13 protein-coding genes are annotated in these 13,318 nt (G+C 70.3%); 6 read left to right on the top strand and 7 right to left on the bottom strand.

Annotation, left to right across the window (positions count from 1 at the left end):
• Positions 1-60: 60 nt before the first annotated feature.
• From ABTW65_RS10270 to ABTW65_RS10255, 4 genes are read right to left on the bottom strand one after another with little or no spacing between them, the layout of a single operon-like run.
• Positions 61-603 (bottom strand): DnaJ family domain-containing protein, encoded by a 543-nt coding sequence (locus ABTW65_RS10270; RefSeq protein WP_350659962.1) that lies wholly within the window; start codon positions 601-603, stop codon positions 61-63.
• A 24-nt stretch (positions 604-627) separates the two neighbouring features.
• Positions 628-2,067 (bottom strand): MFS transporter, encoded by a 1,440-nt coding sequence (locus ABTW65_RS10265; protein WP_350659961.1) that lies wholly within the window; start codon positions 2,065-2,067, stop codon positions 628-630.
• Positions 2,064-3,368, bottom strand: coding sequence for a M20/M25/M40 family metallo-hydrolase (locus tag ABTW65_RS10260; RefSeq protein ID WP_350659960.1), 1,305 nt, complete (start codon positions 3,366-3,368; stop codon positions 2,064-2,066). Before ABTW65_RS10260 ends, ABTW65_RS10265 begins: the two co-directional genes overlap by 4 nt.
• A 53-nt stretch (positions 3,369-3,421) precedes the next feature.
• Entirely contained in the window at positions 3,422-4,711 is a 1,290-nt protein-coding gene (locus ABTW65_RS10255) for a C39 family peptidase (RefSeq protein WP_350659959.1), read from the bottom strand.
• 110 nt (positions 4,712-4,821) lie between these two features.
• Here ABTW65_RS10255 and ABTW65_RS10250 point away from each other — a divergent pair, with 110 nt between their 5' ends.
• On the top strand, positions 4,822-5,970 hold the full coding sequence (locus tag ABTW65_RS10250) for a GTPase family protein (protein ID WP_350659958.1): 1,149 nt from the start codon (positions 4,822-4,824) through the stop codon (positions 5,968-5,970).
• A gap of 101 nt (positions 5,971-6,071) precedes the next feature.
• On the opposite strand, the gene ABTW65_RS10245 is transcribed toward ABTW65_RS10250, so the two are convergent.
• Entirely contained in the window at positions 6,072-6,560 is a 489-nt protein-coding gene (locus tag ABTW65_RS10245) for a winged helix-turn-helix transcriptional regulator (protein ID WP_350659957.1), read from the bottom strand.
• Positions 6,561-6,668: 108 nt separating this feature from the next.
• Between ABTW65_RS10245 and ABTW65_RS10240 the strand changes: the two genes are divergently transcribed.
• The 3 genes from ABTW65_RS10240 to ABTW65_RS10230 are packed head-to-tail and all read left to right on the top strand — an operon-like array spanning position 6,669 to position 8,783.
• A complete protein-coding gene (locus tag ABTW65_RS10240) occupies positions 6,669-7,334 on the top strand; it encodes a dihydrofolate reductase family protein (protein ID WP_350659956.1) in 666 nt (221 codons plus the stop codon).
• The gene (locus ABTW65_RS10235) at positions 7,334-7,864 is read left to right on the top strand and encodes a dihydrofolate reductase family protein (protein ID WP_350659955.1); all 531 of its coding nucleotides are present in this window, start codon (positions 7,334-7,336) and stop codon (positions 7,862-7,864) included. Before ABTW65_RS10240 ends, ABTW65_RS10235 begins: the two co-directional genes overlap by 1 nt.
• A 19-nt stretch (positions 7,865-7,883) precedes the next feature.
• Positions 7,884-8,783, top strand: a complete 900-nt coding sequence (locus ABTW65_RS10230) for an SDR family NAD(P)-dependent oxidoreductase (RefSeq protein ID WP_350659953.1) — start codon at positions 7,884-7,886, stop codon at positions 8,781-8,783.
• A 31-nt stretch (positions 8,784-8,814) separates the two neighbouring features.
• On the opposite strand, the gene ABTW65_RS10225 is transcribed toward ABTW65_RS10230, so the two are convergent.
• Entirely contained in the window at positions 8,815-9,177 is a 363-nt protein-coding gene (locus ABTW65_RS10225) for a hypothetical protein (RefSeq protein ID WP_350659952.1), read from the bottom strand.
• A gap of 165 nt (positions 9,178-9,342) precedes the next feature.
• Positions 9,343-9,939: a nitroreductase family protein gene (locus ABTW65_RS10220; RefSeq protein WP_350659951.1), complete on the bottom strand. Its 597-nt coding sequence runs from the start codon at positions 9,937-9,939 to the stop codon at positions 9,343-9,345.
• Positions 9,940-10,105: 166 nt separating this feature from the next.
• On the opposite strand from ABTW65_RS10220, the gene ABTW65_RS10215 reads away from it, so the two are divergent.
• Entirely contained in the window at positions 10,106-10,228 is a 123-nt protein-coding gene (locus ABTW65_RS10215) for a hypothetical protein (RefSeq protein ID WP_350659950.1), read from the top strand.
• Positions 10,229-10,354: 126 nt separating this feature from the next.
• Positions 10,355-13,264, top strand: a complete 2,910-nt coding sequence (locus ABTW65_RS10210) for a helix-turn-helix transcriptional regulator (protein WP_350659949.1) — start codon at positions 10,355-10,357, stop codon at positions 13,262-13,264.
• The last annotated feature ends 54 nt before the right edge of the window (positions 13,265-13,318 follow it).

Genomic DNA, 13,318 nt, shown 5'->3' with positions numbered 1-13,318 from the left:
TCGATTCCTGACGCCGAGTGGTCCATTCGCCGTCAGAAATCGACCTCTCGGGGTCTGATCTCAGCGGCGGCGCCACCAGCGTCGTCTCTGGCGCTGCTGCTGGCTGCGTTGGTCCTTGGCGGCTGCCACCCGGGCGGCGCGACGCTCGCGCCAGGCGTCCAGGGTGGCGTCTACGTCGCGGGGCATGGTGATCAGCGGCGGGCCCTCGGGCGCGCCGTAGCGGGCCGCGATGACGCGCTCGTTGAATTCCTCGACGATCCTGCGGGCGCCGTCCTCGGTGGTCTGGGTGTCGAGGAGTCCGTCGAGCTCGGCGTCGTCCTTGCGGAGCTGGACGGACCGGGGGAGCACGACGATCCGCTCGCGCTCGACGAGCTGCTTGACCCACCAGTCAGGATCGTGGTCGCGGTCGAGGTTCTTGATCGGCTTGCCGGCACCGGGCAGGTTGTCGAACTCACCGCGCTGGATCGACTGCTGCACCTGGAGGTCGACCCACTTGGTCTGGTTCCGTATCCGGGCGGCGGCAGCGGTCTTGCTCGCAGCATCGTCGAGACGGGGCGCCTGCGTCTCCGGGCGCTCCTCGGGCCGGTCCTCGCTCGTGGGCATGTGGTCACCTCCAGCGCGGAAAGTTTACCCAGTGCTGGTTGTGCGGCGGGGCAGCAGAAGCAGCAGCCCGGCGACGAGGGCGGTGATGCCACACACCGCCCACACGGTGAGGTAGCCCGACAGCGGCGCGTGCGCCTCGCCCGAGATCGACCCGTCCGCGGCGAGCGCGATCGCGAAGACCGCGGAGGCGATGGCGCCGCCGACGGTCTTGGTGGCGTTGGTCATGCCGGTCGCGAACGCGGTGCGGGAGGCCGGCGCGGCAGCGGCCGCCGCCGCAGGCAGCGAGGCCACCAGCGCGCCCGAGCCGAGGCCGACGACGGCCATGTTGATCAGCCCCTGCGCGGTGGAGTCGTGGAACGGTAGCCACATCAGGTAGCCCGCGGCCACCAGGAAGCAGGCGACCGCCTGGGCCCGCACCGGCCCGAGGAACCGCGCCCACAGCGGCAGGGTGAACGCGGAGATTGCCATCGCGATGACGTACTCAGCGATCAGCAGCGACACGAACGACGCGTCGGCGCCCAGCCCGAATCCGGCCTCGGCGGGATCGGTACGCGCGAAGGTCGACAGCGGGATCTGCGCTCCCAGCACCGACATCCCGAACAGGAACGCGGTCAGCTGGATCGGCCACTGCCCGCGCGAGACCAGCAGACGTACGTCGATCAGCGGCTCGCTCCGGCCGGCATCGTCCAGCCCGGTCTCGATGCGCCAGAACGGGACCAGCGTGAGCAGTCCCAGGACCACAAGAGCCCAGGCGAGGACGGACCCGGCCCCGAGGACGCGTACGCCGACCAGGCCGGCCATGACCAGGCCGAGCACGAGGGTCAGCACGGTCAGCCCGAGCCAGTCGAAGGTGCCGCCGCTGGTGCCGGAGTCGGGCTCGATGCCGACGGCGATGACGACGAAGACCGCGGTCACGGCGACGGCCGGGAAGGAGAGGATCGCCCACATCGGGAGGATGCCGACGAGGGCGCCGGCAGCGACCGCGCCGATGATCACCGAGAGCTGGAGCGCGCCGACCAGGACACCGGCGGCCCGACGGGTCAGGGCGGTGTCGCCGCCGGTCCGCTTGTGGACGATGGCGACCTCGAGCGGCAGCCAGATGACGTAGGCGCCCTGGATCGACCAGGCGACCAGGAACGAGCCGAAGTCGGGCGCGACCACGGTCCACCAGGTGGCGAGCGCGGTGATCCCGGTCGCCAGCAGGAGCACCTTCTTGTGACCGATCTGGTCGCCGAGCCGGGCGAGCGGTGGCACGCACAGCGCGGAGACGATCAGCTGCCCGGCCTCGAGCCAGTTGAGGTCGGCGTCGGAGACGCCGAGATGGTCGGCGAGGTCGGAGAAGATCGGGGTGTAGTAGCCCTGCAGGATGCCGCTGGCGAACTCGACGGCGACCAGGAAGCCGACGATCACCCAGATTCCGCGGGCGGCCTTCTCGAGGCCGGTGCGCTGATGTTCAGTGGTCACAACGACTCGATCAACCTTCGGTAGAAGCGGATCCCGTCGAGGTAGTCATCGACCCTGATGTTCTCGTCGGCTGCATGGATGGTGGCCCGCTGGGCGGCGGTCATCCGGAACGGCGCGAACCGGTAGACCCGGTCGCTGATCTCGTAGAAGAAGCGGGAGTCGGTCGCCGCCATGACCGTGTAGGGAGCCGGTACGGCCTCCGGGAAGATCTCCGCGATGGTGTCGGTGACCAGCGAGAACGCCTCGTCGCGAGGGGAGACCGGCGACGGCTCGCCGGCCCGGACGACCTCGATCTCGACCTGCTTGTCGCCGATCGCGGCACGCAGTCGCTCGACGACCTCGGCGACCGTCTCACCGACCATGATCCGCAGGTTGACCCCGGCCGAGGCGGCCGACGCGATCACGTTGGCAGCCGGGCTGCCCTCGAGCGTCGTGATCGCGACCGTGGTGCGCACCAGCGCGGCGGGCTCGGGCCCCAGCCGGGTCAGCAGCCGAGCCAGCGCCGGCGCCAGCCGGCCGGCGTTGGCCAGCACGGGCCGCAGCGGCTTGGCCGCGTACGGGGCGATCTGCTCGAACATCTCGACCGTCGGCGCCGGCAGGCGGACCGGCATCGACATGCGGTCGAGCCGGGTGATCGCGCGGGCCAGCCGCGCGGTCGGGCCGTTCTGCCGTGGCGTGGAGGAGTGGCCGCCGTCGCCGGTCACCCGGAGGCGTACGTCGGTGGTGCCCTTCTCGGCGACCCCGACGACCCCGATCGGCGCCGCGACGCCCGGGAAGGCGTCGAACGCGACCGCGCCGCCCTCGTCGAGCACGAACCACGGCTCGACCCCCTGATTCCGGAGCTCCTGGACCGCCGCCCGCGCGGCCGCGCCGGTCGTCTCCTCGTCGGAGCCGAACGACAACCACACGTCGTACGCCGGCTCGAACCCGCCCGCGACGAGCCCCTCGACCGCGGCGCAGATCGCCACGAGCTGGCCCTTGTCGTCGAGGGTGCCGCGCCCGTGGATCACCCCGTCGACGATCTCGCCGCCGAACGGGTCATGGGTCCAAACGCCTGCGATCGGGACGACGTCCTGGTGGGCCATCAGCACGACCGGCTTCTCGGCCGAGGCGCCGGGCCAGCGGAAGAGGAGCCCGTGCTTGCCGACCGGGGTGAGGTCGAGGGTCGAATGCAGCCGCGGGAAGTGCTCGCGTAGCGCCTCGTGGAGCTGCTCGAAAGCCTTCGCCTCCGCGCCGGCGCCGTCGTTGACGGTCGGGGCTCGAAGTGCGGCCTGAAGAGCGGCAACGGCATCGAGTGTCATGGCCGAAACCTAGCCCGACCAGGGTGGTGCGGATGACCCTGATGGCGACTCCGTCACCAGTTTGTGGCGCTCCCGGGCAGCCTCACGTCGCGCGGGTGGATGACGTAGGTGACCCCGTCGGTCGAGGTCTGCCAGACCCGCTCGAAGTTCTCGCGGGTGTAGACGTTGCGCACCTCGTCGTTGGAGGGGTAGTTGGGGTCGTAGACGATCGGGTCGCCCTCGGCGGTGAAGCCGCCGATGACCAGCAGGTGGCCGTCGGTGCCGTAGCCGGCCTCCGGCATCTCCTCACGCTCCCAGTTGGCGGAGATCACGAGCGGGAAGCCGGCCGCCACCAGGGTCTCGGCCTCGGCCAGCGATCGCAGTCGGGTCACGAACCCGTCCAGGCCCCAGCGGCCGGCGTAGGCGGTGTTGAACGGCCAGTTGCCGGCGCCCTCGTAGGCGTAGTCCCAGGTGTTGATCGCGGCGTAGTCGACCTGCGGGTCGCCGTTGGGGGCCTCGATGTCCGCCAGCTCGCTCGCCGGGACCTCGTGACCCCAGTGGTACTGCACCATCGTCGCCGAGGTCGGCGAGCACCAGACCTGGCCGCCGCCACCGAACTCCGGGTATTCGCCACGGTGGATGTTCTGGCTGAACGGCGGCACCTTGAGGTCGATCGCGTCGTCGAGGGTCGGCGTGCTCGTCCCGGGGTAGGCGGAGTCGGGCAGGTATTCGTTGGTCAGCGTCGAGACCGTTCGCAGGCTGGGGGAGACGGTCGCGCCCTCGGGGCGCAGCAGGGTGACCCTGGTCTGGAACGCCTCGGGCTCCTTGCCGGTCCGGGCGACGTACGTGTCGGTGTAGAGCGCCGCGTCGGTGTCGCTCTGGCCCTCGACCGAGGTGCGGTGGATGTCGCCGGCCGCGAAGTCGTCGCCGGCGGTCCAGCGACCCATCACGAACCACTTCGTCCAGGTGCCGTCCGCCTTCCGGCCGCGGAACCGGATCTCGGCCCAGGTGCCGGTCGGGGTGTCGACGTCCCACGAGGTGACCGACTCGTCGATCGCGTACCCGGTCCTGACCACGGGCGAGGTCCAGGTGCCGTACTCGTAGGTCTTGGCCGTGCCGTCGCCGAAGGGGTCGGTGTAGGCCGTCGTCTCGCTGCCGTGGCCGATCCGGAGGGTGCCGTGCCGGTCCGGGCGCAGGTTGCTCGACCTGCCCTTCGCGAAGTCCTCGAGGCTGTTCCACCGGGTGAGGGTGATGTCGGTGGGCTGGGTCTCAGGCTCGGCCGCGTGGACCGGAGTCGTGGGCGCGACCAGTACGACTGCGGCGGCGAGGGCGGCAACGTACGCGAGGCGAGACCGAGGGCTCATGCCCGGCACGCTATTCCTCATCCGAGGCCTCGGCCACGGAATTCACCAGGTCGGCTCCGTGGCTCTGCGATTTCCCGGAAGGGTCGGTGCGGCCTGGCATTCTTGTCGACGTGAACAACTTCGCATCCGACGGCTGGTTCAAGGACGAGTTCCACAAGAGGTACTCCGAGTCCGCCAAGGAGATCGGCCGGTTCAACCTCGCCGTCTTCGGCAAGACCGGGGTCGGCAAGTCGACGCTGGTCAACGCCGTCTTCGGTGCCGAGGTGGCGAAGACCGGGATCGGCGAGCCGGTGACGAAGGAGTCCACGCTCTACCTGCACACCAGCGGCTTCTTCGGGCTGCTCGACACCCAGGGCCTGGAGATCGGCATCGAGGGCGACCGGGTGATCAAGGACCTCGCCAAGCTGATCCAGGAGCGTCGCCGCAAGCCGCAGTCCGAGCAGATCCACGTCGCCTGGTACGCCGTACGTTTCGCCGATCGCCGCTTCGAGGACACCGAGGCCGCGTTCATCCAGAAGCTCGCCGACCTCGGGCTGCCGGTCGTGCTGGTGATGACCCAGGTGCCGACCTCGCCGACGGGTGCCTACCACCCGGACGCGGTCGAGTTCGCCCAGCAGATCGACGCGCGCGGGCTGCCCGTGCACGGCGCCCGGGTCTACCTGACCAACGCCAAGGCCGACGACTTCGCCGGTCACCAGGTCCACGGGCTGCAGGAACTCGTCGATGCCACCTTTCGATGCGCGCCTGCAGGGGTCGAGGAGGCCCTCACGGCGGCGCAGAGGGTGGATCTCAAGCGGAAGCAGGAGCAGGCGAACACCGTGATCGCGGGTGCCGCGACCGCGGCCGGGGCGGCCGGAGCCACCCCGATCCCGTTCTCCGACGCCGTCATCCTGGTGCCGATCCAGCTCGGGATGATGGCGCGCATCTCGGCGATCTACGGCATCGAGGTCGACAGGGCGGCGATGGCCTCGATCGCGGCCACCGCGGCCGCCACCCAGGCCGGCCGCACCGTCGCCGGCAACCTGCTCAAGATGATCCCCGGGTTCGGGACCGTCGGCGGCGGCGCGATCAACGCCACCGTCGCCGCGGGCTTCACCGGCGCCATCGGCGCCGCCTGGTCGGCCGTCTGCGTCAAGCTCGGCGAGGGCAAGCTGCGCGGCGTCAACGGCGCGCTCGACACCGAGAGCATCAGGTCGCTCTTCCTCGATGAGCTGAAGAACCAGATCTCGAAGCTGAAGCTCCACGCCAAGGAGAAGTGAGGCGGTTCCTTCGTCAAGGTATGCAGGCGAAGGAACAGATCCCGTGCGGAGGTCCGCCAGGGAAGCGTGCTCTCACCTGCATACCTTGATGGAGGAACAGGTCAACCGGCCATCGCGGCTTCGTACGCCGCGGCGAGCTGCTCGCTCGCCCGCGGAGCATCCGGATCGGGGCGCGGCGTGCCCAGGTGGAGCTCGCGCAGCTCGTCCATGAACGACTCCACCATCTCCGGGCCGGCATCGCGGAGCAGCTCCGCGCGGACCCGGAGCTGCCGGGTGCCGTCGCGATGGGCGAGCCCCCAGTTGCCGAGGGCGACCATGATCGGCAGCGTCTGGATGCCTGCCTCGGTCAGCGCGTAGGCGGCCTTCTGGCCGCGCGCGGCCTCCTCCTTGGTGAGCAGGCCGCCGTCGACGAGCTTCTTCAGCCGGCTGCTGAGGATGTTGGAGGCGATGCCCTCCTCGGAGCTGCCGAGCAGCTCGCGGAAGTAGCGACGGTTCCCGAACATCACGTCGCGCAGCACGATCACCGACCACGGGTCCCCGAAGACCTCCACGGCTGCGTTGATCGGGCACCCCGATCTGGGCTCGCTCACTCGGCGTCTCCTGCACTCGAAAATAGTGGTTGCAATCTGCAATCGCTGAGTCTACCCTCGGTCGTGGTGATTGCAAAGTGCAACCACTCTGAATCGAGGGAGATCCACATGTCACTCGTACGTGCTCACACCATCGGCATCTCGCTGGACGGCTTCGCCACCGGCGAGGGCCAGAGCCTGGAGACGCCGTTCGGCCACGCCGGCATGCGGCTGATGGAGTGGTTCTTCCCGACCAGGACCTTCCAGAGCGCGTCCGGCGAGCGGGAGCGGATGGAGGTCGACCCGGCCGCCGATCCCGACGACGCCTTCGCCGCCCGCGCCTGGAAGGGGATCGGCGCCGAGATCATGGGCGCCGGCAAGTTCGGCCCGCCGGGATGGCAGGACGACGCCGACTGGACCGGCTGGTGGGGCGAGGAGCCGCCGTTCCACACGCCCACCTTCGTGCTCACTCATCAGCCTCGCGAGTCGATCGAGATGAAGGGCGGCACCACCTTCCACTTCCGCAACGCCCCCATCGAGGAGGTGCTGGCGGAGGCGAAGGAGGCGGCCGCCGGCCAGGACGTACGCATCGGCGGTGGCCCGTCCTCGCTCCGGGACTTCCTGGCAGCCGGTCTCGTCGACCACCTGCACGTCGCCGTCGTCCCGATCATCCTGGGCCGTGGCGTACGGCTGTGGGACGGGTTGGAGGCGCTGGAGGACGGCTACGAGGTGGCGTCGACCACCACGCCGAGCGGCGTCACCCACGTCACCTTCGACCGGAAGCAGGTCTCGTGATGAGCGGCAAGGTTTTGTGGCACTTCTCCATGTCGCTCGACGGGTTCGTCGACGGTCCCGAGCCGGGGATGGCCTGGCTGGGCGACGTCACCGGACAGCCCGGGGTCGAGGAGGCGTACTCCTCGCAGCTCGGCGCCGTCCTGGGCGGGCGCAACGGTCACGACGCCTACCCCGACGCGATGCCGTACGGAGACTGGCAGGGGCCGGTCTTCATCCTCACCCACCACCCCGAGGACGCCCGGCCGCAGGAGCACGTCACCTTCCTCAGCTGCGACGTCGAGGAGGCGCTGCGGATCGCGATCGAGGCGGCCGACGGGAAGAACGTCGAGGTCCACTCCGCCGACATCGGCCGCCAGCTCCTCGAGCGGGGCCTGATCGACCAGATCGACCTGCACATCGCGCCGGTCCTCCTGGGCGACGGCATCCGCCTCTACGACAACCCCGGCGGCGACCCGATCCGGCTGCACAACCTCATCGGCGACGATCCGCACCTGGAGGTCGACCTGCGCTACGCACCGGTGCGCCCCTGACGCCACTAGGGTGCAGGGCGTGGCCAGCCTGTTCTCGCTCCCGCTTCTGCAGACACCCCGCGCCCGGGTGGCGCGCACGGTCCGGGCGGTGACCGGCGGTCCCAGTCCGCTGGCCGGCCGCACGGTGCTCGTCACCGGCGCCAGCTCGGGAATCGGGGAGGCGACGGCGTACGCCGCGGCGCGACGGGGCGCGCACGTGCTCCTCGCCGCCCGCCGGGCCGAGGAGCTCGAGCGGGTGCGGAAGACCGTCGAGGAGAGCGGTGGGCGGGCGTCGACCTACCTCGTCGACATGGCCGACGGTGACTCGATCGACGCGCTGGTGGAGCAGCTGCTCGCCGAGCATGGCGCGGTCGACTACCTGGTCAACAACGCGGGCCGGTCGATCCGGCGGTCGCTGGAGCTGACTCACGACCGCTTCCACGACTTCGAGCGGATGATGGCCGTGAACTACTTCGGCGCGGTCCGGCTCACGATGGGCCTGCTGCCGGCGATGCGCGCCCAGCGGTTCGGCCACGTGGTCAACATCGTCACCTGGGGCAACCAGATCAAGGCGCCGAAGTTCGCCGCCTACATCGCCGCGAAGTCGGCGCTCGACGTGTTCGGCCGGATCCTGAGCCGCGAGGCCTACTTCGAGAACGTGACCTGCACGAACATGCGCGTCGCGATCGTGCGGACGCCGATGATCGCCCCGACCGCCGAGTACGAGGGCCGCGGCGAGAGCCCCGAGGAGTGCGCCGAGCGCGTCGTCCGCGCGCTCGAGGACCGGCCGGTGACGGTCGACGGCGCCTTCGGCTCGGTCTTCGAGGTCCTCAACATCCTCACCCCGCGTCTGGCCGATCTCGCGATGGCGGTCTCCCACCTACGTACTCCGGATTCTGCCGCTGCTCGTGGAGATGATTCCTCGCCGAGAGCGAGATGAACCGCCTGCCTATTCGTCCTGGCCGTGTGGTTTATGAGCCTTCTGCCTGGGAGAGGAATCCGCTGAAGATATAGGCGACCTGGTCGAAGAACTTGATGCCGGTCGAGGGCGGCACATCGATGGCGGATTCGGTGCAGGCGACCACCATGCCGTCCGAGGGGGCCGGGAGGTCCGTGGTGGAGATGTTCCAGATCACCAGGCCGAAGATCGCGCAGGTCAGGACGGCCATGATCCACCGGAGGGACCTGTGTCGCCAGATCGGCAGCACCATGACGAAGGCCGTGATGACCAGCAACGTCCCGGACACGATCTTGCCGCCACCGAGCAGCACGATTCCGCACAGTCCGATGAGGACGATCCCCGTCCATATGGCTGTCTTCCCGACGGTTTTCACGGGCATTCTCCTTGCTCGAAATTCAGAGATTTCGGTGGCAACGTCCGGACAAGGCTCCCGTGAATCGGTCGGTGCTCGCCAGTGGAATCATCGTGGCAGGACGGTCCGGCGAGAACCTGTGAGTTCGATTTGAATTGCCTGGTATTTCGATGAAGGGCCGCGCCGTCACCAGCGGCCGCGGTGGACAACGTCCTCGAGCGGGGTGCGCTTGCGGCGGGTGGGGGAGCCCTTGGCGCCGCCGGAGGCGGGGTGGCCGATGGTGACGGCGCCGATCGGGTCGAATTCGTCGGGGATGTCGAACGCCTTGCGGACCGCGGCGTCGGCCTCCGGCGGGATGCCGAAGTAGAGGGCGCCGAGGCCCTCGTCGACCACGGTCTGCAGGATCAGCATGGTCGCCATCGCGGTGTCCATGTGCCAGAACGGCATCGGCCAGTGGGCCTCGTCGCGGTCGGTCCAGCCCTTGTCTGGCTGTGCGTACCGGTCGAGGTAGGCCGCCTTGGAGGAGCAGGGGATCACGATCACCGGAGCCTGCATCATCCCGGTCAGCCACTTGTCGGGGTTGTCTACGTCGGCCGTGGCCTCCCAGTAGCGGCGTACGTCCTCGGGGGTGTCGAGCACCAGGAAGGCCCAGCCCTGGGAGAAGCCCGCCGACGGCGCCCGGGTGGCGTTGTGCAGGATCTTGTCGATCACCACCGGGTCCACCGGATCGCTGGTGTAGCTGCGGACCATCTTGCGGCGGCGTACGACCTCGGAGAACTCCATAGGCCCAGTGTCCCGTCTAAGGCGAGGAGCGCCTGCCCTAGGTCGGAAAGTAAGGCGCCCGGGTCGGTAAGTAGGGCGCGCGACCGATTCGGGTGCCTACCTCAGCGGAGGAGTCTTCTCGATGTCAGCAGGACACCGAAGCAGGACAACTCAGCAGGAGATCGAGATGTACAGCACCGTAGGTTATGAAGCAGAGGTCAAGTACCGCCGCCAGCAGATCCAGAAGGACCTGGCCAAGCGCCAGCGGGCCAGCGAGGCTCGTCAGGCGCGACGCAACCGCACCCGCTGAGATGCGGGCGCGGGACCATCAACGCCGAGCAGGAGAGATCCCGCTCGGCGTTGCTTCATGTCCAGGGCACGCAGCTTCGACCCCTGGGCCGACCCGGTGTTGTCGGGAGGCGCGATGATTGCGTCCATGGCGCAGAGTGCCGAGAGGCTGGTCGGGCGTGACGCCGACCTGGAGATGCTGGCGGGGCTGGCTGGGTTGGACGGCGCCACACAGCCGGGCGAGCGCAGGCATGTCCTCCTGGCGGGTGACGCCGGGGTCGGGAAGACCCGGATCCTGCGCGAGCTTCGCGGCCGGGCCGCCGCCGACGGCAGGCAGGTGCTTGTCGGGCACTGCCTCGACTTCGGCGACAGCGCCGAGGCCTACCTGCCCTTCACCGAGATCCTCGACAACATCACCACCGCGCTGCCCGACGTGGTCGCGCAGGTCGCCGACGTACATCCGGCGCTCCTGCGGATGGCGCCGGTTGCCCGTGCGCTCGGCGGGGCTGACACCGCCGTCCAGGAGGCGCTCGACCGGGGCAACCTCTTCGCCGCGATCCACGCCCTCCTGGAGCGCGCGGCCGAGAAGGCGCCGCTGCTGGTCGTGGTCGAGGACACCCACTGGGCCGACCAGTCGACCCGTGACCTGCTGACCTTCCTCTTCACCAGGCCGTTCGACGGCCCGGTCACGATCCTCGCCTCCTACCGCGCCGACGACCTCCACCGCCGCCACCCGCTGCGTCGCCAGCTCGCGGAGTGGACCCGGCTGCCCTCGGTCGAGCGGTTCCACCTCGGCAGGCTCTCGGACGATGACGTACGCGTCCTGGTCGGCGAGCTCGCCGGTGAGCTCGCCGACGGGGTCGACGTCGAGAGCGTCGTACGCCGCGCCGACGGCAACGCCTTCTTCGTCGAGGAGCTGGTGCAGGCCGCCGGCGCCGACGAGCTGCCCTGGGACCTCGCCGACCTGCTCCTGATCAGGCTGGACCAGCTCGACGCGACCGCGCGCGAGGTGGTCGACACGGCCAGCGCCGCCGGGCGCGACGTCAGTGACGAGCTCCTCGAGGCCGTCGCCGGTCTCGACCGCGCCACCCTCGACGCCGGGCTGAGGCAGGCGATCGAGCGCGCGATCCTGGTGCCGCGCGACGACGGCTACTACGTCTTCCGGCACGCGCTGCTCGGCGAGGCCGTCTATGACGATCTGCTGCCGGGCGAGCGGGTCCGGCTCCATCAGCGATACGTCGAGGCGCTGAGCCGCGACATCACCACCGGCAGCGCGGCCGGTCTCGCGCGTCACGCCCGTCTTGCCGGCGACCACGAGACCGCGCTCACCGCCGGGATCGCCGCCGGGGACGAGGCGGCTGCCGCCGGTGGTCCCGACGAGGCATCGCAGCACTATCAGCAGGCGATCGCCCAGCTCGCCGGTCGTGCCGGCTCCGAGCGTGACACCCAGCGCCTCGTCGACCTAGTGGTCAAGGCCAGCGACGCGATGGTGGCCGCCGGGCACGCCGACCGGGCCGGGAAACTGGCCCGTGAGCAGCGGGAATCGCTCCCGGCCGACGCGCCAGGTCTGTGGCGGGCGCAGCTGATGACGGTCGAGATCGAGACCAGCTTCGCCTACGTCAACGACGTCCGGGTGGGGGCGCTCGCGGAGAAGGCGATGGCCGAGCTGCCCGAGGACGCCCCGCCGTTGGTGCGTGCGCGACTGCTCGCCGCGTACGCCCGCTCGCTGATGATCTACCGCCGTCACGACGACGCTGAGAAGGCCGGCCGCGAGGCGCTGGCGCTGGCCGAGGAGCTCGGCCGGACCGGCCTCGCCGCGGAGGTCGCGGCGACGCTGGCCGGGTCGTGGGGGCGGCCGCCCCAGCTCTGGATCGAGCCGCTGCGTACGGCTGTGGCGCGGGCCGCCAATGTCGGCGCGCTGCACCCGGAGTTCCGCGCCCGGCTCCAGCTCGCTTTCGCCCTCGACGCGGCCGACCGCTTCGACGAGGCCGGTGAGAGCTACCGCAGCGCCTTCGAGCTCAGTGTGGAGCGGGGCGTCCCCTGGGCGCCGTACGCCTTCGACGCCCGGATCGCCTGGCTCGACTACCTCCGCACCGCCGGCCGGTGGGACGAGGCGCTCGCGCTGACGGATGCGTACGGCATCCCGCCGGCGCTGTGGCCATGGCTGGAGTCCAAGCGGCTTATGATCGAGCAGGCCCGCGGCGCCGACGTCGGCGCCGAGGCGCGGCGGCTGCGGCCGTCGTGGAAGCAGGAGGTGGCGACCGCGAGCGAGTCGGCGCCGGTGGAGATCAGAGCGGCCGCGGCTCGTGGCGACATCGACGGAGCGATCGAGGCCTACGACGCCGGTGTCGTGGCACTCACGACCGGCTGGGGCAAGTGGTTCGGCGCCCATGCCCGGCTCGCGGCGATCGCCGTCGGCGCGATCGGCTCCGCCGTCCCGGACCTGCCCGTCGGTGCGCGCCCGCAGGTGATGGCGCAGGTCGACCGCATCCTCGAGGCGGGCACGCGGCCAGTCGGGACCGAGCAGCCCTGGGGGCTGGAGGGGCAGGCGTGGTCGGCGCGGCTGCGGGCCGAGGGGCTTCGCGCCCACTGGCTGGCCGGCGTCTCCGTTCCCGAACAGGCCGAGCTCGTCGAGGCCTGGCGGGAGACCGTGGCCGCCTTCGACGCTTATCCGCACGTCCACGAGCTCGCCTGGTCGCGGGTCCGGCTCGCCGAGATCCTCCGGGCCGGCGGCGACACCGCCGGTGCTCGGGTACTGGCTGATCAGGCCAGGGATGCGGCGAAGCGGCTCGGCGCTCGACCGCTTCTCGACCACCTGCTCACCCTCGGCACCACGCCGCAGCGGTCGACGGCCGGTCCCTCCGGCCAGCTGACCGCCCGTGAGAGCGAGATCCTCGCTCTGGTCGCGGCCGGGCGCAGCAACGGCGAGATCGGCAAGCAGCTGTTCATCTCGACCAAGACCGTCTCCGTCCACGTCTCCAACATCCTGGCCAAGCTCGGCGCCTCCGGCCGCACCGAGGCAGCGGCCATCGGACGCCGCCGGGGGCTGGTGGAGTGACGCTCATCACGGCCGAATGAGGCACCCCTGACGTACGCCTAAGGCAGGCGCCTC

It is taken from the genome of Nocardioides sp. NPDC127503 (assembly GCF_040302165.1).
In the GTDB taxonomy this organism is placed as follows: domain Bacteria; phylum Actinomycetota; class Actinomycetes; order Propionibacteriales; family Nocardioidaceae; genus Nocardioides.
The sequence above is the reverse complement of the archived record's forward strand: the minus strand, read 5'-3'. Positions and strand labels throughout refer to the sequence as shown.

Excerpts from the sequence above, each read along its gene's own strand:
- ABTW65_RS10270 (WP_350659962.1), bottom strand. The coding sequence starts at position 603 with ATGCCCACGAGCGAGGACCGGCCCGAGGAGCGCCCGGAGACGCAGGCG.
- ABTW65_RS10210 (WP_350659949.1), top strand. The coding sequence starts at position 10,355 with ATGGCGCAGAGTGCCGAGAGGCTGGTCGGGCGTGACGCCGACCTGGAG.
- ABTW65_RS10255 (WP_350659959.1), bottom strand. The coding sequence starts at position 4,711 with ATGAGCCCTCGGTCTCGCCTCGCGTACGTTGCCGCCCTCGCCGCCGCA.
- ABTW65_RS10235 (WP_350659955.1), top strand. The coding sequence starts at position 7,334 with ATGAGCGGCAAGGTTTTGTGGCACTTCTCCATGTCGCTCGACGGGTTC.
- ABTW65_RS10240 (WP_350659956.1), top strand. The coding sequence starts at position 6,669 with ATGTCACTCGTACGTGCTCACACCATCGGCATCTCGCTGGACGGCTTC.
- ABTW65_RS10260 (WP_350659960.1), bottom strand. The coding sequence starts at position 3,368 with ATGACACTCGATGCCGTTGCCGCTCTTCAGGCCGCACTTCGAGCCCCG.
- ABTW65_RS10220 (WP_350659951.1), bottom strand. The coding sequence starts at position 9,939 with ATGGAGTTCTCCGAGGTCGTACGCCGCCGCAAGATGGTCCGCAGCTAC.
- ABTW65_RS10215 (WP_350659950.1), top strand. The coding sequence starts at position 10,106 with ATGTACAGCACCGTAGGTTATGAAGCAGAGGTCAAGTACCGCCGCCAG.